This is a genomic window from Paracoccus mangrovi, assembly GCF_042648425.1.
Taxonomy (GTDB): domain Bacteria; phylum Pseudomonadota; class Alphaproteobacteria; order Rhodobacterales; family Rhodobacteraceae; genus Paracoccus; species Paracoccus mangrovi.
The window spans coordinates 161,246-180,298 of the sequence record NZ_JBHRXJ010000006.1 but is presented as its reverse complement, the minus strand read 5'-3'; the positions used below and the strand labels follow the sequence as shown (position 1 = coordinate 180,298).

The following is a 19,053-nucleotide window of genomic DNA, read 5'->3' as shown; positions in this document are numbered from 1 at the left end:
TTATGCGGCACAGTTCGGATTTCAACATCGAGACGGCGACCACTGTGCTGCAATCGACCGCTGAGGTCGAAACGCTGTCGCCGGTTGGGACGCGTTCCTTTTACGCACGCTTTCTGAAACGACCGCTGGATATCCTGGCCGTGGTGATGACCGCGCCCATCGTGCTTCCGGTCGTGGTGATCCTGGTCCTGGTGATCCTGTATCACGGCGAAAAGCCGTTCTACACGCAGCTGCGCGTCGGCCGTTCGGGCCGCAGCTTCCGCCTGTGGAAACTGCGCACCATGGTCGAAAACGCGGACAAGCGGCTTGAGGAATATCTGGCGACCAGCCCCGAGGCCAAGGCCGAATGGGATGTCACCCAAAAGCTGAAGAACGATCCCCGCATCACCTCAAGCGGCCACTTCCTGCGCAAGACCTCGCTCGATGAGCTGCCGCAGCTGTGGAACGTTCTGCGCGGCGACATGAGCATCGTCGGTCCCCGACCGATGATGCTGGAACAGGCGCAGCTTTATCCGGGGGCGGATTACTATCACCTGCGTCCCGGCGTGACCGGGCTGTGGCAAATTTCGGACCGCAACAACAGCAGCTTCGCCGCCCGCGCGAATTTCGACGCCGAATATGCAGCAAATCTTAGCCTGCATTGCGATCTTGGCATCATCGCCAAGACCGTTGGTGTCGTCCTGCGCTGCACCGGCTACTGAGACCGCGCTAATTGCGCATTTCGTGAAATTCAATACAGCGATAGCGCCGCCATGCGACAAAAAGCGTGGCGGCCGTTCCACTGAGCGAGTACAGCAGCACCGCACCCCACAGTGACAGGCCAAAGGCAAGCGCCCCGGCCACGGCGCAGATCAACGCCACTGCAACGCCTATGGTCAAAATCCCCGTCAGCGGCCCTACTCCCCAGTTTTGTCAGCCCCTGTAGGTATCATTGTGAACAATAATGAATAATTGGCTACATAAACTTTGTGACTGAACCCTTGATGGTAAGATATTCGCCTATGAGCATGCTCTGACAAGCATGAAACAGCCGAAACGGTAATTAGGCACCGTAAAACCCGACGTCTTTTATCACGATTGGAATTCCCCCCGTGCGAATCGGTTACCTGATCAACACCTATCCGCGTCCGTCGCACAGCTTTATCCGCCGCGAGATCGCCGCAATCGAGGCACAGGGGGTCGAGATTCACCGCTTTGCCATGCGGGGCGACCGCGCCGGCCTGCACGATCCCGCCGATCTGGCCGAGCATGAGCGAACCGAACGCATTCTTGAGGCCGGGGGCGCCCGCCTGTTGGCCGGGCTTTCGCGGCAATTTGCGGCAAGCCCGCGTCAGGTCGGACAGGCGATGCAATTGGCGCGACAGCGCGCGGGCGCGGGCGAATCCAGCCTGTCGCGCCAGATCATCTATATGGCCGAAGGCGCGCGCATCGCCGCCCGCGCCCGCGATCTGGCGCTGACGCATATTCATGCGCATTTCGGCACCAATTCGACCCGCGTTGCCAGCTATGCGCGGCTGCTCGGGGGACCGCGCTTCAGCTTTACCGTCCATGGCCCCGAGGAATTCGACAATATCGCCGCGCAGGATCTGGGCGGCAAACTGGCCCTGGCCGAGTTTTGCGCCACGGTCAGCAGTTTCGGACGGTCCCAGATGTATCGCTGGGTGCGGCCCGAGGATTGGAACAAGGTCGAGGTGATCCATTGCGGCCTCGCGCTTGAACGGTGGGGCGATCCCGCGCCCCTGCCGCGCGGCCCGCTGCACATGGTCGCGGTCGGACGCTTTGCGGAACAAAAGGGCTTTGGCCTGTTGATGCGCGCCTTTGCCCGTGCCTGGCGCCACAACCCCGCCCTGCGCCTGTCGCTGGTCGGGGATGGCGAATTGCGGCCCCAGATCATTGACCGGATCGCCGCCGAAGGCATGGCCGAGGCGGTGACACTTTTGGGCTGGCAGGATGAGGCCGGCGTCCGCGCCGCGATCAACGCGGCCCATGTGCTGGTCACGCCCAGCTTTGCCGAGGGGCTTCCCGTGGTCATCATGGAGGCGATGGCCTGCGCCCGCCCGGTCATCGCGACCTATATCGCCGGTATCCCCGAACTGATCCGTCCCGGGCAAGAGGGCTGGCTGGTGCCGGCGGGCGATGCCGATGCGCTGGCGGATACCATGTTGCTGGCGGCGCTGACCGGACATGACCAGTTGACGCGGATGGGCATGGCAGCGCGCGACCGGGTCCGCGCCCGCCACGACATCAACGAATCCGCAAGGCGGCTTGTCGGGCTGTTCAGCCGCGCCACAGGCTGATCGACAGGTAATAGCCCGCCGCGCGGCCCCAAAGACCACCGATCAGCCGATTCCCAAGACAGGCGCGAAAATGGCCGGCGCCGATCACCGCCGGCACGTCGCCGAAATCCAGCATCCGCCCGGTCAGCGGATATTGCGCCTTGAAGAGCGCCTCCTTGATACAGAAAACCAACAGCGGATCGTGATCTCCGCCGGATACTGAACGGTATGGAGCGACCGCTTCGGCCAGGTTTTCGGGGATCGAGCGGTCTACCGGCTCAAGATCGACACCGATCCCCGGCCCGCCCGGCGGTGCGGCGACCGCGATGCAATAATCGCCGCTATGCGACAGGCTGGCGCGGATGCCGGATGGCAGATCGGGTTGGCGGTCGGGACGTGCGCCAATGGCGCGCGACGGCGCCAGCCGATGCCCGGCATCGCCGATCGCCATGCGCAGCGCGCTGCGCCCAAGGGCAAATTCCCGGCGTCGCTTGGGCACGGCGCGGACGATCACCGCCTCTTCCTCGGGCAAAAGCGGCGGCGGATCCGCATCAAGCGGCAGCACGGCGCACCCGAAACCGGGTGGCATCATGCGCCGCGCCAGATCGCGCAGCGCCCTATCCGGCGGGATCACGATCCGCGCAGCTGCGCACGCAGGGCGCGGCGTCTGGCCATGGCGTCATCGACCGGCGGCGCGGATTCCGCGGTTGCGGGTTCCGCGACAGCAGGCTTTGCAACGGCGGGCATGGGCGGTGCCGCGCCTGCCGCCGGTGCCGGGGCAGCAACGGTCCCAAGGCCCGCGACATGCTTGATGAAATCGGCCATGACCGGAAAACGGAAAATATCCGTCACCCCCAATCGCGGCAGCGACAGCCGGTCGCGCATGGTCCGATGCAGCTGAATCGCCAAAAGCGAATGACCGCCGAGGGCGAAGAAATTGTCGCGCGGCGCGATCTGGGGCACGCCCAGAACCTCGGACCACAGGGCCTGAACCGCCGCTGCAAGCTCTTCGCTCGGCGCGCTGCTTGGGGTCGCGGCGCTGGCGGAATCGGCGGCGGGCGCCGGGCCCGTCACCACCGCCGGCAACGCCGCCGCCCCCGGCACCGGCAATTGCCGGCGGTCGATCTTGCGATTCGGGGTCAGCGGCATCCGTTCCAGACGGATGATCCGGCCCGGAACCATATGCGCCGGCAGATGCGCGATCAGCGCCTCGCGCAGCGCCTTTTCGCACAAGCCCGCCTCGCCGGTGACATAGGCCACCAGCCGCTTGTCGCCGGGCGCATCCTCGCGCACAAGCGCCACCGCCTCGCGCACGCCCGGCATCTCGGCCAGCGCGGCCTCGATTTCACCCAATTCGATGCGGAAACCGCGCAGCTTGATCTGGTGATCGGCGCGGCCGATATAGTCCAGCCCGCCATCCTCGCGCCAACGCACCAGATCACCGGTCCGGTACATGCGCGCGCCCCAGGGCGCAGCGCGATCCGCCGGGACAAAGGGATCGGGGCGGAAGGCCGCGCCGGTCAGATCCTCGCGCTGCCAATAGCCGCGCGTGACGCCATGCCCGCCGATCCACAACTCGCCCTGCGCGCCGGGGGGAACCGGCACGCCGTCGGCGTCCAGCACATAAACCTGGGTATTCGCGATGGGCCGGCCCAAAGTGACCTCGCCCCCCGCCGTCAGGTCGGCGACCGTGGACCAGATCGTGGTTTCGGTCGGCCCGTACATGTTCAGAATCCGCGCCCGGGTAACCGACCGGATTTCCGCCAAAAGCGAAGGCGGCAGCGCCTCGCCCCCCACCATCACGCATTTCAGCCCCGACATGGCCGCAGCCACCTGCGGGTCCGAAACCAGAATCCGCGCCATGCTGGGCGTACATTGCAGATGCGTGACGCCCCAGCGCCGGATCTGCGCCGCGATCGAGAAGTCACCGTCCTCGGGCGCGTCGGAATGCGGGTTCACCTCGGAGCGCAGCCGCGCCAAAAGCGGGAAGCTGGCCATGACCTGTTCCGGCGCGATGCCGTAATCGATCAGACAGGCCACCTCGGTCACGCCGATCTTTTTCAGATGTTCGACGCGGGCGATGCCATCCTCGACCGTGCCGAACAGGCCCGAATCCTCGAAATAGCGCAGGAAGGCGAATTCAAGGATGCCGTCCACCTCATCGGGGGTCAGGCTGCCAAGATCGATGGCCATGGGGTTGGTCATGCCGGCCGGGCGGCGGAAGGCCGGGAAATCCCAGGCATATTGCTTGACCAGCGCGGCGGCGCTGGCCAGATAATTCTTCATCGGCTGATGGGCGATCTCGCGCGCGGTTTCGCGATCCTCGGCCAGACAGGTATGCAGCATCAGCGTGACGGTGAAATTCGCCGGATCATGCCCCACCGAACGCAGCGCGGCGTGATAATCCTTGATCCGCGCCTCGACCGTATCGATGCTTTGGCCCAAAAGATGCGTCAGCACGTTCATGCCCAGCCGCCCGGCCTCGATCCAGGTGTCCGGGTTGCCGGCAATGGTCATCCACAGCGGCAGTTCCTTTTGCACCGGGCGCGGCTGACTGACGACGCCAAAGGTGCCGCCACCCGCGCGCGGGAATTCGACCTTTTCACCGCGCCACAGCCGGCGCAGCTGGTCGACGCCCTCGACCAGCGCCGCCTTGTTGTTCGGCGGCGCGTTTTCGGGGCGCAGCACGAAATCGTCCGGCTGCCAGCCCGAGGCGATGGCAAGCCCGGCGCGCCCCGCCGTCAGGTTGTCGATCATCGCCCATTCCTCGGCCACGCGGGCCGGGTGATGCAGGGGCAGCACGCAACTGCCGGCGCGGACCGAGATATTCTTGGTCACCGCCGCCACCGCCGCACCCGAAACCGAGGGGTTCGGATAGGGGCCGCCAAAGGCGTGGAAATGGCGTTCCGGCGTATAGACGGCGACAAAGCCGTTCTGGTCGGCAAAGCGCGCGCCTTCCAGCAAAAGCTGGTATTTGCGCGGGCCGGGGCCATCGTCATTGCCCCAATAGAACAGGCTGAAATCCATGCCGCCCTGAACCGTGCGGCGCGGGGCCGCGGCCGGGGCGCTGGACACGGCCAGCCGCGATTCCTCGCCCGCGATGACCAATTTCACGCCGCGCGCCAGCGACCAAAAGATTTCCAGCACCGAGATGTCAAAGGACAGGCTGGTCACCGCCAGCCAGGCGTCACCCGGCTGATGCGGGATCACCGCATCCATGCCGGCAAAGAAATTGGCGACGTTGCGATGTTCGACCATCACCCCCTTGGGCCGCCCGGTCGACCCCGAAGTATAGATCAGATAGGCGAGGTTTTCCGGCCCGACGCGGCCTTCGGGTCCCGCGACCATGCCATGGGGCAGATCGGACGGAATGGGCACGACCTGCGCGCCATGCGCCGGCAGGCGTTCGGCCAGACCGTCCTGAACCAGCACGATTTTCGCGCCGCTGTCCTGGATATAAAGCTCGATCCGGTCGCCGGGATAATCCGGGTCCAGCGGCACATAGGCCCCGCCCGCCTTCCAGATGGCCAGCGCGCCGATCACCAGCTCGGGCGAGCGTTTGGCAAACAGGCCCACCGGCTGATCCGGCCCGACGCCCATCTGCACCAGCTTGGCGGCCAGCGCATTCGCGGCACGGTCCAGCTGGGCGCGGGTCAGGCTGCGATCCTCAAAGGCCAATGCCACGGCATCGGGTTCCAGCGCGGCCATATCGGCGATCAGCTGGTGAATGCAGGCCTGTGGGAAATCGGCCTGTGTCGCGTTGCGGGCAAGCAGCAGCTCGTCCCGTTCCGCCGCATCCATCATCGGAATGTCGCGCAGCGCCGTGTCCCCCGGCAGCGCAAGCCCCGCATCCAGCGCACGCGCCAGCCGCTGCGCCTGCGCCGGGCTGATCCGCGCCGGATCATGGTCCAGATAGGCGCCCCCCTCGGTCAGGGTGACGGTCAGCGCCGCCCCCGGAACCGGGCCGCGCGCAACCAGGCTGATCGCAAGATCCGGCCGCGCCGCCTCGCGCAGTTCGGGCGCGCGATGCAGCAGATCGGCGGTGAACCAGCCACGCTTTTCCTGGGCCGCGATCCGGTCCGACAGCTCGGCCCCCAGATCGCTCAGGCTGCGCCCGCTGCGCGCATCGACCGCCAGCGGCTGCCAATCGGCGACCACGGCCGCCCCGATGCCGGACAGTTCGGGCTGTGCCCCGGGGCGCAGGGCGATGTCGAATTCGACCTGCCCCGCCAGCCGCGCCATCAACGCGGCCGCAAGCGCCAGCCGTTCGGGCGCGGCGCCGGGCATGATCTGCACCCGCTGGCTTTGCCCCGATCCCTCGCCGGGCAGCACCGCCGGGTTCATCGCCGCGACACGCTTGCGCCACCAGCCGTCATGCTTTGCCGCCTGCCCCGCCAGATCACTCAGCCGGGCGCGATCCCCGGCCGAAAGCGGCGCGATCACCGTGCCGACCGGGGGCAGATCGCCCGCGAAACGCAAGCGGATCGCACCATCGCCGGCGGCGATCAGCGCGGTCCCTTCGTCATGATCCAGCACCGTGCCGGGGGCCGCCGACGATGCCTCGTAATCCAGAACGGAATCGACGATCAGCACGCGATCGCCCAGCACGACCTTGGGCGCGGCCAAGGGGTTCCAATAGCCGCCATGATCCAGCCCACGCACCAGCGCGCCGATCCGCACCTTCGGCTCGGTGAAATCCAGAACCGAAGCCGCCTCGGGCCGCTTGTCCTTGCCGACATAGCTGCGCCGGCTGAGATCCTGTTTCACCCGCTGCGGGCCGCCGGCCTCAAGCTGGGCCACGACATCGGCAAAGCTTTCGGCGCCACGCGCGAAACAGCGCGCGTTCAGCGTCAGCGCGGTATCGTCGGGGCGCAGATCGAACAGACGCTGAGTCAGGATGTCGCCTTCGTCGACGCCCCCCTCGATCATGTGCCAGGTGATGCCGTGCCTGGCCTCGCCGCCAATGATCGCCCAGACCGGCGCGTTCAGCCCGGCCAGCCGCGGCAGCGGGCCGTCATGGAAATTGATCGCGCCCCTTTGCCCGCGCGCCAGCATCTCGGGGCGCAGGATCGACAGGTTCGCCACGCTGAACAGCCAGTCCGCGACCGGCGCATCGGCCGGAACCGGCGCGTCCTGATCCTCGACCCGCAGGCCGGCGCCGGCCGCCCAGTCGCGCAGCTCGGGGCTGCGGGTGACGATGGCCTCGATGCGGTGCCCCCGCGCCAACAGCGTTTCCGCCGCGTGCCGCGTTAGAGATTCATTACCGACCAGAATCGCGGAAAACTGCGTCATGGCTTACCCTTTTCAACATGCACGGGCCGCGGCTGCGGTCGCAGCGCGTGGCGTGTCAGATAACCGAAATGGCCGGGGGGCGTGTCGGGCTTGCGCCGCGCCAGCAGGCAGCGCAGGCGGAATATCCCCGCGCCCCCCAGATGCGCGGCCGTCGCGCCAAGCGCACCCATCCGGCCGTGATGCTTTTCGAAATAGCGCCGCCGCGAGTCGTACCAGTAATCGGGCGCACGCTTCCATGTTTTCATGCCGGTGCTGACCGAACCGATATGCAGCACAAGGCTTTCGACGACGTAATGGGTTTCCCAGCCGGCATTGGCCGCGCGGCGGCACAGGTCCGTTTCCTCGTAGTAAAGGAAGAACCCTTCGTCAAAAAGGCCGATCCGGTCCAGCACATCCATGCGGATCATCATGGACGCCCCGGCCGACCAGTCCACGCGACCAGATGTCACGGGTTGGGGCAGCGCTACGATCGAACCGCGCAACAGGCGCGAGATCGGGCCGGTGCGGCTGGTCGCCTCGAACTCGCTGGCGACCGAGGGAAAGCGGAAGGCGGTCGAATGGGGCACGTCATCGGTGCCGCGCAGACGCGAACAGGCGATGCCCGCCTGGGGATGCGTGGCCAGATAATCGACCAGCGCCCGGATCGCCCCGGGCTGCGGCAGCGCGTCGGAATTCAAAAGATAAACCAGATCGGCGCGGCGCCCATCGGGCAGGTTCTGGCGGATGCCATAATTGTTGCCGGCACCAAAACCGCCGTTCCAGCCAGATTGCACCACCGCGACCCGGCCGCTGTCCAGCCAGCCCCGCGCCTGCGCTGCCTGGCGCAGCGTCTCGAACGACCCATCGCCGGAATCGTTGTCGACAATGGTCAGACCGCCATCCAGCCCCTGCATTTCACGCATGGCGGCATCGGCCGCCTCAAGCGACATCTCTGGCGTGCGCCAGTTCAGCACGATGACATGAACGCTGGGCGCGGCGGCGGATCCGGTCATGGTCATTCCGCCGCCTTGCTGCGGGCACCGGCATCAAGATCGGCATCGGCCAAAATTTCGCGCAGGACCGAGGTCAGGCGCCGCACATTCGGCTCAAGCACCATGGAATCGTGGTCGCCCGGCACCTCGACCACCCGCAGATTGGGTATCCACGGCGTCCAGCCGTTATCGGCCACGACATAATCGCGCCCGGAATTGATCCAGCGCCCGCCCGTCGCCTTCCAGCGCTTGTCCAGAGGCGGCCGGAACAGCGCCACCGGCCCGTCCCAGACCGACAGATCCAGCGTCGGCAGCGCGGCATAAAAGGCCGCCTCGATGGCCAGATCGTGGAAGGCGCCGGTCGCCTCGGCGGCAACCTCGGCCTCGACGGCGCGGGCCTTGTTGCGGCGCTGGAATTCGTAACCCACACGGTCGCGCAGCCATTTCCACGCAAAGCCGGGGCCACCCTCGCGCAGCTCGCCCAGCCGGATCGCCAGCCGGTCCTGCCGGCTGACCGGCTCGCGCAGCGGCAGGGGCGTGTCCAGCATGACCAGCATCGCCACCTCTTCGCCGGCCGCGCGCAATTGCCGTGCCATTTCATAGGCCGTCAGCCCGCCGCCCGAGAACCCGCCCAGCAGATAGGGCCCCTCGGGCTGAACTTCGCGCAGCTCGGCGATATAATCGCGGGCGGCCTCGGCAAAGGTCTCATGCGGCTTGTCGTCGCCCAAAAGGCCGCGCGCCTGAATGCCATAGAACCGCCGGTCGCCGCCCAGCCGCTGCGCCAGCTGGCGCAGGTTCATCACATTGCCGAACATGCCGGCCACCATGAAGAACGGCGTGCCATCGCCGCGCCCGCCCATATCGACGATAAAGCGGCGCTTGGGGCGCTCGCCCGCCGGCAGGACATGCAGATTCTCGGCGGTGGCGATTTCGCGCGGGCCGGTGCGTTCCTCGATCAGGGCGGCCAGCTCGGCCACCGTCGGCGCCTCGAACAGGGTCGAAATCGGCAGATCGGCGCCGAATTTCTTGCGCACCTGCCCGAACATCCTGACCGCGATCAGCGAATGCCCGCCAAGATCGAAAAAGCTGTCCGCCGCGCCCACCTGCGCGATGCCCAGAAGCTCGGACCAGATCGCGGCCAGTTCGGCCTGCGTGCCCGGCGCCGGTTCGACGAAATCGCTGTCCAGATCGGGGCGCTCGAACCCACCCTCGGCCGGGGCGGCATCCTCGGTAAGGGCCGCCTCGGCGATCAGCGATTTCAGGTCCAGCGACGAGACATAGACCTGTGCCAGCCCGGTCGAGATCGCGCGCGACATCATCGCCGGGCCAATCGCCGCCGGAATGCCCTGGCCGATATTGTGATGCAGCCGGCGTTCGGCCGGCGACAGACTGCGGGCCGTCTGCACCCGCCCCTGGGGCCGGGCCGAGATCGCGGCTTGCAGCTTGCGCAGCGCAAAGCCGCGAATTTCGGCGCAAACCGTGCCATCCGGCGCGGCCAGCGTGATGTCGAACTGTGCCACGCCCTGCGCATCGCTGTTTTCGCCGGCATTGCGGATGCGACTGATGACCTGTGCCGGCAACGGACGGTAAAGCCGGATCGAGCGATAGCCCATCGGCACCCACAGATGGTCCGGCGTCCAGCCTTGGATCAGCGCCATCGCCCAGCCCGTCGCAATGTCCAGCAGCGCCGGATGGGTCAGCCAGCCCTGATCCAGATCGCCGGCAAATTCGGGGGCAAGCGACAGTTCCGCGACGCCCTCATCGCCGTTCAGACGGAAACGCCGCAGCACCTTCCAGCGCGGGCCGAAACTCATCTGGCGTTCCTGCGCCGAGGCCAGCGCCGCGCCCTGCCCGTCCTGATCCCAGCCGCCCGATGGCGTCAGGGGGGCGGGCTCGGCCTCTTGCAAAGGCGCGACCAGCGCCGAGACATTCCCCTCGCCCTGCGGATCGTCAAGGATCTGGACGCGCATCGCGTCCCCCTCGGGTCCGATGCGGGTGGTGACCAGCGCGGTGTCATTGACCAGAACCGGGCGCTGGAATTCCAGCTCGCGGATGACAAAGGGCAGGCTCAGCCCCGATTCCATCGCCGCCTCGGCGATCAGCTCGATCCAGCCGGTGCCGGGCATCAGCGCCTGACCCGAGGCGGTGCGGTGCCCGCCGATGATCCAGTCCGCGGTGCTGAGCGCGCTGCGGAATTCGCGCCCGCCCGGCATGGGCAGGCTTGCGTCCAGAAGCGGCCGCCCCTCGGGCGCGGCAATCGCCGAGGCGGTGTCCAGCCCCATCGCGCGCGCGGCCATGCCGGCATCGGCCCAGACGCCCCAGTTCACCGCCACAACCCGGCCAAGCGCCGCAGGCGCGCTGCGCGCCACCGCGTTCAGATATTCATTGGCCGCGACATAATCCGCCTGCCCCGCCGGCGCGATCACCGACGAGGTCGAGGCAAAGAGTACCGTAAGCTTGGCGGGATGATCCGCCAGCGCCTGGATCAGCGCCCGCGTGCCCAGAAGTTTCGGCGCCAGCACGTCCCAGGCATCGTCATCGGTCTTGGCCGCGATCAGGCTGTCGCGAATGACGCCCGCCGCATGCAGCACCACATCGACATTGCCGAACCGGGCACGGACATCCGCGACGGCGCGGGCCATGTCCTCGGGGCTGGTCACATCGGCGCGCAGGGCCAGCACCTCGGCCCCCATCGCCTCAAGCTGACGGATCGAGGCCAGCACACCGGGCGCATCGACCCGCCCGCGCGTGGTCAGCGCCAGTTTCGCGCCGCCACGCTGCGCAAGTTCGCGCGCGATGACCTGACCGATGCCGCCAAAGCCGCCGGTGATCAGACAGGCCGCGCCCTGCGGGATCGCAGCCATGCCATCATCGGCCAACGCCACACGCTCAAGCCCCTGTTCGAACCGCCGGCCATCGCGCCATGCGGCAATGGCCGCCCCGAATGGCGCAAGCGCCTCTTCAAGCAGGTTGGCGGCCAGCGCGTCCAGATTTTTGCCGCGCCCCTCGGGGATCCGGATGTCGACCAGCCGGGCGGCGACATTGGGCATCTCATGCGGCATGACGCGGATCGGGCCGGCGGCGGTCGCCTTTTCCGGCACCGGCGCGGGTTCGTCGGCGACGCGCAGCGCGTCGTTGCAGACCGCGATCACCTCAAGCGGCGTGTCGGGAAGTTCCGCGCCAATGGCCTGTGCCAGATGCAAAAGCCCGAAAAAGCCGCGCTCAAGCTGGCTGTTCAAAAGGCTGGATCCGGCGCGGAACTGTGCGCCCTGCGTGACCGACCACAGATGCAGGATGCGGTCGGGCACCATGTTCTGCCCCACCAGCGAGGCCAGCAGGATCTCATACCCCTCGCGGTCGGATTCCAGCGGCAGGGTGAAATGCCCCTGCCCCCGGTCGGCAAAGGTGTCGCCCGGCGTGACCACGGCCACGCTTTGCCCAAGCCCCCGTAGACGGTCGGCCAGACGCGCGCCCAGTCCCAGATCATCGGCAAAGATCAGCCAGTTGCGCATCCCATTCGCGACCGGCCCATCGGCGCCGATCTCGATCGCGGGCGAGGCCAGCCGCCATGCCGGGCGCCAGCCCCATTCGGCGGGCTCGTCGATCCGGGCCAGCTCATCGGCGGCCTCGGACGTGACGCCGGCCGAGCGTTCGATGAAATAGCGTTTGCGCTGAAACGCATAGCCGGGCAGCGACAGCCGCCGGCGCCGCGCGCCGCCCCAGATCTGATCCCAGTCGATCACGCCGCCACAGGCCCAGAAACGACCAAGCGCCGCCATGAAATAGGTGTCGTCGCCGGTCGCATGGTCGCGGTGACGCAGGGTGGACACCACCTGATTGGCCGCGACGCCGGGATTGGCCTTGGCCATCGCCTGCATGGCGCGGCCCGGCCCGACCTCAAGGAAAACCCGCCCCGGCACCTGCGCCAGATGCGCGATGCCATCGGCGAAACGCACCGTGCCGCGCAGATGCGCGGTCCAGTAATCGGGGCTTGTCGCCTGTTCTGCCGTCATCGGCAGGCCGGTCCGGTTCGAGATGATCGGGATCTGCGGCGCATTGAGCGGGATCGAGGCCAGATAGTCCCGGAACTCGGCCATGATGCCATCCAGCAGCCGCGAATGCGCGGCGATGGAAATGGCGATGCGCTGGCATTCGATCTCGCGCGCGGCCATCCGCGCCGCGAACTGGTCCAGCACCGCGTCGGGGCCAGAGACGACCGACATCGACGGCCCGTTCACCGCCGCCAGATCCAGACCCAGCTCGTCCAGCTCGGCCGCGAATTCATGCGGCTCAAGCGGAACGGACAGCATCCCCCCCGCCGGCACCCGATCCATCAACAGCCCGCGCAGCCGCACCAGCCCGATGCAATCCTCGAAGGACATGACCCCGGCGATACAGGCGGCGGTATTTTCGCCCATCGAATGCCCGATCAGCGCCGCAGGCCGCACGCCCCAGCTGATCCAGAGCTGTGCCAGCGCATATTCGGTGATCATCAGCAGCGGCAGCTGCAACGAGGGTTGCAGCAGACGCCGGTCCGCCTCGGCCGCGGCGCCCGGCTCGGGCAGCCACAGCGCGCGCAGATCCGTGCCATGCGCCCGCGCCATGTGATCCAGACCGCGATCCATCCATTCGCGAAAGACCGGCTCGGTGTCGTAAAGCCCGCGCGCCATGCCCGCATATTGCGCGCCGCCACCGGGCAGCATGAAGACCGCATCCGCCGGCTCGCCCACCGGCTGATGATCAAAGACCAACAGCGGGTCGGGATTTTCCAGCATACCGGCCGCCTGCGCGGCATCGGTCGCCACCAGCACCCGGCGGCGGTCGAATTGCCGCCGCCCCTGCGTCAGGGTGAAGGACAGATCGGCCATATCCGCATCGGGATGCGCGCGCAGCCATGCGGCCAGCGCCGCGCTGTTGGCGTCCAGCGCCGCCTTGCTGCGCCCCGACACGGTGACGATGTGAAAGGGCCAATCGGATTCGGCCGGCGCATCCGTCGCCGGCGGCTCTTGCAGGATGACATGCGCGTTGGTGCCGCCCACGCCAAGCGAGTTCACGCCCGCCCGGCGCGGCCCCGGAACCGGCCAGCCGCCCAGTTGGTCATTTACCTGAAACGGGCCGCCCTCGAAATCGATGGCGGGGTTCGGTGCCTCATAGCCAAGGCTGGGGGGGATCTGGCCGTGATGCACCGCCAGCGCCGATTTGATCAGCCCGGCGCTGCCTGCGGCCGTGTCCAGATGCCCGATATTGGTCTTGACCGAACCGATGCGGCACGGCCCCTGACGCCGGCCTTCGGAAAGGCGGGCATAGGCCTGATTGAGTGCGGCGACCTCGATCGGGTCGCCCAGCGCGGTGCCGGTGCCATGGCATTCGACATAGCCCATGTCATCGGGGCTGATCCCGGACATGACCAGCGCCTCGGCGATGGCCTGGGCCTGGCCCTCGACGCTGGGCGCCAGATAGCCGGCCTTGGCGGCGCCGTCATTGTTGATGGCCGTGCCCTTGATCACGGCCCAGATGTGATCGCCATCCGCAATCGCATCCCTGAGCCGGCGCAGCGTCACCACCGCCGCGCCGCTGCCGAACACGGTGCCCTGCGCACGGTGGTCAAAGGCGTGGCAATGCCCGTCGGGCGACAGGATCTCGTTTTCCTTGTAAAGATAGCCGACGCCATGGGGCATCTCGATGGTCACGCCCCCGGCAAGCGCCATATCGCATTCGCCCGATTGCAGCGACTGGCAAGCCATGTGGATCGCCACCAGCGAGGTCGAACATGCGGTCTGGACGTTGACCGATGGCCCCTTGAGGTCGAAGACATGGCTGACGCGGGTGGACAGGAAATCCTTGTCATTGCCGGTATGGCGCAGCAGGAAATGCCCGACCCCATCGACCAGATCGCGGTTCGAACAGACGTTCCAATAGAAATAGCTGCCCATGCCGCAGCCGGCCCAGACGCCGATATTGCCGGCGAAACGCTCGGGCGGGTGGGCGGCATCCTCAAGCGCGTGCCAGCAGGTTTCCAGAAACTTGCGATGCTGGGGGTCCATGATCGCCGCCTCTTTCGGCGACAGACCAAAGAATTCTGCATCAAATTCGTCGTAACCCGCCAGAATGGCGGCCGAGGGGACGTAATTCGGATCGGAAAGCCGCGCCCGCGCCTCGCCCCGCGCGATCAGATCGGCCTGGGGCACGCGCTGGATCGATTCCACGCCCCGGCACAGATTGTCCCAATATTCGGCCACGCCGGCCGCGCCCGGCAATTGTGCGGCCATGCCCACGACAGCGATATCGCTGTCTTCAACATCGTGCAGATCGAAGGCCATAACGCTCCCTCTTCAACTCATATACTACCCGATGGGGCTAAAGCTTTTAACAACTTGTGGGCGTAACCGGCATAGCGAATCCGAGCTGTCGGACCAACCTATAAAACCGTTTGAATGCCTGCCTTTTTAGGCAGAACCTGTCCCGGATTGAGGCTTTGCGGCGCCTGTGGGACAGCTTGTCGCAGGCGATTGGCATTGCCCAGAAGCGCCCCCGCCGTCAGCCAGGTCAGCGGCGTGATGGTCGCATTGGGAATCAGGTCCAGCAGATTCATCGCCAGCATCAACGAGACCGTGCCCAGAATCACGAATTCCGGCTCGCGCGCGCGGTCGCGGTCGCGCGGCATGGCCCGCAACAGGGCGAAGATCGGCACCAGCAGCAACAGAAACTGTGCCAGATAGCCGAAAATCCCGTTCGAGCCGATCCAGATCACCCATTGCCCATCCGGGACCGAGGCCAGCCGGCCGCTATAGGGGTCGTAAAACAGCGACCGCCCCCAACCGCCCCAGCCGAACAGAGGCCGCTCCATCGCGCGCTCCAGAAGCGCCTCTTCGTTCATCAGCCGGAATTCCAGCGACCGCCCCCGTTCGGGCGAAATCGACATGGCGACATTGACGATCCCCTGCAACGGCATCCACGAGGTGGTGCGCAGCGTCGGATAGGAAAAGGCGATGCCCGCCACGATGGCCGCCGCCAGCATCATCACCCGTGGCCGCGCAAACGCCACCAGAGGCGCCGCCATCAGCGCCTGAAGCAGCGCGCCCGCCGATTTGCACAGCACCAGGATAGCCCCCAGATAAAGCGCGATCAGGATATTGCGCTTGCTGCGGTCATTGCGGGCCAGCGCGATGGCGCCCAGAAACGCCGTCATGGTCAACAGCGCGACCCAAAGCGGATGCTGCAAAAAGACGATCGGGCGGAACCCGCCATAGCGGATGGTCTGGATGAAATCGTGCTGGAAAAAGCCATAGACCCAGACGTTCATCTGTGGGCTCAGCCGCAATTCGATCAGCATCGGGATCGTGTACCACAAAAGGCCCAGCACCAGACTGCGGACCCAGAGCTGCGCCCCCTGTGCGTTCCACAGAATCTTGTAGCCCATCAGGAATGGCAGGATCTGCATCCCCACCAACATCATGCTGGCGACGCCCTGGCTCAGGTTGACGGGGGGGCGATAGTTGATGCCGTCGATCAGCGGGTCGGGATTGGTCAGCGAGGTCAAGAGCGGCCCCACGAAATTCATCACCAGAAGCAGCGTGACGAACCCGCCCATTGGCGGCGGCGCGTCGCTGTCCTCCCCCTGATCCCGCTGCACCAGATAGATCATGGCGGCGGCGGCCAGCGCCGGCACCATCGCCTTGTTCAGCCCCGGAAACACCGGCAGGTCGATCTCGACCAGCGGCGGCAGCAACAGATATCCGGCATAGATGGACCAGATCAGCGCCTGCGGACGGGGCAGACGCGAAAACAGGATCGCCACGATGACGGGCCAGGACAGCAACACCGTCAGCGCCAATATGGGCAAGGGCTTATCTCCTGTCTTGCGGCGACCCGGGCCGTTTACCTTCGCTTGGGAAGGGCGTTGCATTCCCCGGGCCGTCAACCCATCCTGCCACAAATCCGGCCGGACCGAGGCATATCATGCATTTCACTTTTCCCGACGGCAATGCTGTCCGGATCAATTGTCACGATTCTGCCGCGCTTCTGGCGGCGGCGCGGCAACGGCTTGAACAAGGCCGGGGCTTTGCCATCGCCACCATCAATGTCGACCACCTGCAACGGCTGGGCGAGGATGCCGGTTTCCGCCGCGCCTATGCCGCCCATGACCTGATCTGTGCCGATGGCAATCCCATCGTCTGGCTGTCGCGGCTGGCCGGGCGGCCGGTCCGGCTTGCGCCCGGATCGGATCAGGTGCTGCCGCTGGCCGAGCTCGCGGCGGGGCTGGGCCTGCCCGTCGCGCTGATCGGCAGCAATGACGATTCCCTGACCCGCGCGGCCGAAAGCATGCGCGCACGGGTCCCGACGCTTAGGATCGCGATGACCCATGCGCCGGGTTTTCCCTTCGACCCCGATGGCCCCGAGGCCGACGACATCATCGCCCGCATCCGCCAATCGGGCGCGCGGCTCTGTTTTCTGGCGCTGGGGGCGCCCCGGCAGGAACGCTTTGCCATCCGCGCCCGCGACGCGCTTGGGAATACCGGCTTTGCCTCGATCGGGGCGGGTCTGGATTTCCTGTCCGGGCATCAACGCCGCGCGCCGGTTCTGGTGCGCCGGATCAAGATGGAATGGGCATGGCGGATGCTGTCCAATCCGCGCCGGCTGTTTCTGCGCTATGCCAAGGGCTTTACGATCATGCCGGGTTATGCCCGTCAGGCGCTGGCGCTGCGGGCGCGGGATCGCGACGCCACACCATAAGCCGCCGCGCCGCGCAATCGACATGCGAAATGGCGCCCGCGCGATACGCGGACGCCATTGATGTCATTGCGGAACCGACAGGAATCGACCTGCGGCCTCAGCCCCAGTTGAAGTCCATGGCATCGGCCTCGGCCATCGACTGGGCGTTGGCATCGCCGAAAAGATCCGCAAGCCCGGAATAAAGCGACAGCAGCGAATCCCCGGCGGCCGGGGCATTGGCGGCCATCGCCCCGGCGTCATCGGCCGGCATCGGATCGTGACTGCCGGTCGCCGCGCTTGCATCGTCCCCTGCCGCGGCCAGATCCTGTTTCGCGCTGGCATCGGCATCAGTGCTGCGGGCGGCCTGAACCGCCGCCGGCGCATTTTGCGCCGCCGATTGCGAGCTGGTCGCCGGAATGCCCAGATCGACCAGCACCGAACGGGTCAGGGTGGCGGGGCTGACGCCCTCAAAGATCACGCGCTCGCCATTCGGAAAGATCAGCACGGCATCGCCATTGCTCGACCCGACACGGACATCGTTCACATCGACACGATTGCCCTGCGCGTCATGCATTCCGCCGACATTCAGCCGGTCGCCATCGGAACCGCCGATCTTGAAGGCGCGCACCTTGTCGACGCCCGAGCCGTCCTGGAGCACCAGCACATCGCGCGCGCCATCCGCCGCGACCGAGCCGCCATCCGCCACCCAGAAGGATTCGAACATCGAGATGACATCGTTGCCGCGACCGCCATTGATGGTATCGGCGCCGTCGCCGCCCTCAAGCGTGTCATTGCCACGGCTGCCGGTCAGAACGTCGTCGCCCCAACGGGTGTTGAACATGATCCCGCGCGTATTCAGCCCGATATCGGCATTCGCGCCACTGACGGTGTCGCGGCCTTCATGGGTCCAGAACTGTTCGAACTCGCTGAAAGTGGCGCGGCCGTTATCGGCCGTAAAGGTGGCCCAGCCCGAGCTTCGCCCGGTCAGCACCACATAGGTGCCGACGCTGTTTTCGCCGTCGCCCTTGCCCCAGAGGTTCAGCAGGTCGGTGCCATTGCCACCGATCAGCGTGTCATGGCCGATATTGTGGATCGGCCCCGTGCCGCCATTATTGCCCCAGCGCACATTGTCGTCGCCCGCGCCGCCATGCACCCAGTCATTGCCGGCCGAGGACATCATCAGATCGGTGCCGCCGCCGCCAAACAGACGGTCATTGCCGCCGCCGCCATCCAGAACATCGCTGGCCGAAGTGCCGCGCACCGTGTCATTGCCCGCGCCCGCCATCACCGTCAGCCCATGCTGCGGCACATAGCTGGTGGCATCGCCGGCATGGCGCTCGCCCAGGATCCGGGCATGGGTGCCATCGATCAGATCGTTGCCGACACCGGTCTGAATCCGCTCGATCCCGGTGAAATTCAGCCGGTTGCCATAGGCGTCGCTGGCCCTACCCGCCTCGCTGGTGGTGAAGGTCACGCGAAAGCCGCCCGCGCCGGCGCTGCTGCCCAGCACGAGACGGTCGCCGCCCGACAGGCTGCCATAAAGATTGGAATCGTATTGTTCGTACCAGTCGCTGCCGGTGTAATTGTCGATCACGCCCGAGCTGTTGCGATCTTCGTCCCAAAGCAGCACATCGGCACCGGGGCCACCATCGGCGCGGTCCGCACCGCGCCCCGGATTCAGCCGATCACTGCCGTAAAAGCCCGCAAGCGTGTCACTGCCGATTGTACCGACCAGACTGTCGGCACCATTCCCGCCTCGTAGAAAAGCCATCTTGTTCCTCGAATTGTCAAAATCCTGACGT

The 19,053-nt window shown here is 66.5% G+C and carries 9 protein-coding genes; 3 read left to right on the top strand and 6 right to left on the bottom strand.

Annotated features, from left to right (window positions below; all coding sequences use genetic code 11):
- Positions 1 to 2 precede the first annotated feature (2 nt).
- Positions 3 to 701, top strand: coding sequence for a sugar transferase (locus ACFOMH_RS10570; RefSeq protein ID WP_377744372.1), 699 nt, complete (start codon positions 3 to 5; stop codon positions 699 to 701).
- A 390-nt stretch (positions 702 to 1,091) separates the two neighbouring features.
- Positions 1,092 to 2,297 carry a glycosyltransferase gene (locus ACFOMH_RS10565; protein WP_377744370.1) on the top strand — a complete coding sequence of 402 codons (1,206 nt, stop codon included), beginning with the start codon at positions 1,092 to 1,094 and terminating at the stop codon, positions 2,295 to 2,297.
- Here ACFOMH_RS10565 and ACFOMH_RS10560 read toward each other — a convergent pair.
- The 5 genes from ACFOMH_RS10560 to ACFOMH_RS10540 form a co-directional block, all read right to left on the bottom strand.
- Positions 2,278 to 2,910, bottom strand: a complete 633-nt coding sequence (locus tag ACFOMH_RS10560) for a 4'-phosphopantetheinyl transferase family protein (RefSeq protein WP_377744369.1) — start codon at positions 2,908 to 2,910, stop codon at positions 2,278 to 2,280. The genes ACFOMH_RS10565 and ACFOMH_RS10560 overlap by 20 nt on opposite strands.
- Positions 2,907 to 7,568, bottom strand: coding sequence for a MupA/Atu3671 family FMN-dependent luciferase-like monooxygenase (locus ACFOMH_RS10555; RefSeq protein ID WP_377744367.1), 4,662 nt, complete (start codon positions 7,566 to 7,568; stop codon positions 2,907 to 2,909). The genes ACFOMH_RS10560 and ACFOMH_RS10555 overlap by 4 nt, the downstream gene beginning before the upstream one ends.
- Positions 7,565 to 8,560 carry a glycosyltransferase family 2 protein gene (locus ACFOMH_RS10550; protein ID WP_377744399.1) on the bottom strand — a complete coding sequence of 332 codons (996 nt, stop codon included), beginning with the start codon at positions 8,558 to 8,560 and terminating at the stop codon, positions 7,565 to 7,567. The genes ACFOMH_RS10555 and ACFOMH_RS10550 overlap by 4 nt, the downstream gene beginning before the upstream one ends.
- Before the next feature lie 2 nt (positions 8,561 to 8,562).
- A complete protein-coding gene (locus tag ACFOMH_RS10545; RefSeq protein ID WP_377744365.1) occupies positions 8,563 to 14,859 on the bottom strand; it encodes a type I polyketide synthase in 6,297 nt (2,098 codons plus the stop codon).
- A gap of 98 nt (positions 14,860 to 14,957) precedes the next feature.
- On the bottom strand, positions 14,958 to 16,382 hold the full coding sequence (locus ACFOMH_RS10540; RefSeq protein ID WP_377744363.1) for a hypothetical protein: 1,425 nt from the start codon (positions 16,380 to 16,382) through the stop codon (positions 14,958 to 14,960).
- Positions 16,383 to 16,498: 116 nt separating this feature from the next.
- On the opposite strand from ACFOMH_RS10540, the gene ACFOMH_RS10535 reads away from it, so the two are divergent.
- Positions 16,499 to 17,272, top strand: coding sequence for a WecB/TagA/CpsF family glycosyltransferase (locus tag ACFOMH_RS10535; RefSeq protein WP_377744362.1), 774 nt, complete (start codon positions 16,499 to 16,501; stop codon positions 17,270 to 17,272).
- 97 nt (positions 17,273 to 17,369) lie between these two features.
- On the opposite strand, the gene ACFOMH_RS10530 is transcribed toward ACFOMH_RS10535, so the two are convergent.
- Positions 17,370 to 19,022 (bottom strand): calcium-binding protein, encoded by a 1,653-nt coding sequence (locus ACFOMH_RS10530; protein WP_377744360.1) that lies wholly within the window; start codon positions 19,020 to 19,022, stop codon positions 17,370 to 17,372.
- Positions 19,023 to 19,053 lie beyond the last annotated feature (31 nt).

Excerpts from the sequence above, each read along its gene's own strand:
- ACFOMH_RS10570 (WP_377744372.1), top strand. The coding sequence starts at position 3 with ATGCGGCACAGTTCGGATTTCAACATCGAGACGGCGACCACTGTGCTG.
- ACFOMH_RS10555 (WP_377744367.1), bottom strand. The coding sequence starts at position 7,568 with ATGACGCAGTTTTCCGCGATTCTGGTCGGTAATGAATCTCTAACGCGG.
- ACFOMH_RS10550 (WP_377744399.1), bottom strand. The coding sequence starts at position 8,560 with ATGACCGGATCCGCCGCCGCGCCCAGCGTTCATGTCATCGTGCTGAAC.
- ACFOMH_RS10545 (WP_377744365.1), bottom strand. The coding sequence starts at position 14,859 with ATGGCCTTCGATCTGCACGATGTTGAAGACAGCGATATCGCTGTCGTG.
- ACFOMH_RS10535 (WP_377744362.1), top strand. The coding sequence starts at position 16,499 with ATGCATTTCACTTTTCCCGACGGCAATGCTGTCCGGATCAATTGTCAC.
- ACFOMH_RS10530 (WP_377744360.1), bottom strand. The coding sequence starts at position 19,022 with ATGGCTTTTCTACGAGGCGGGAATGGTGCCGACAGTCTGGTCGGTACA.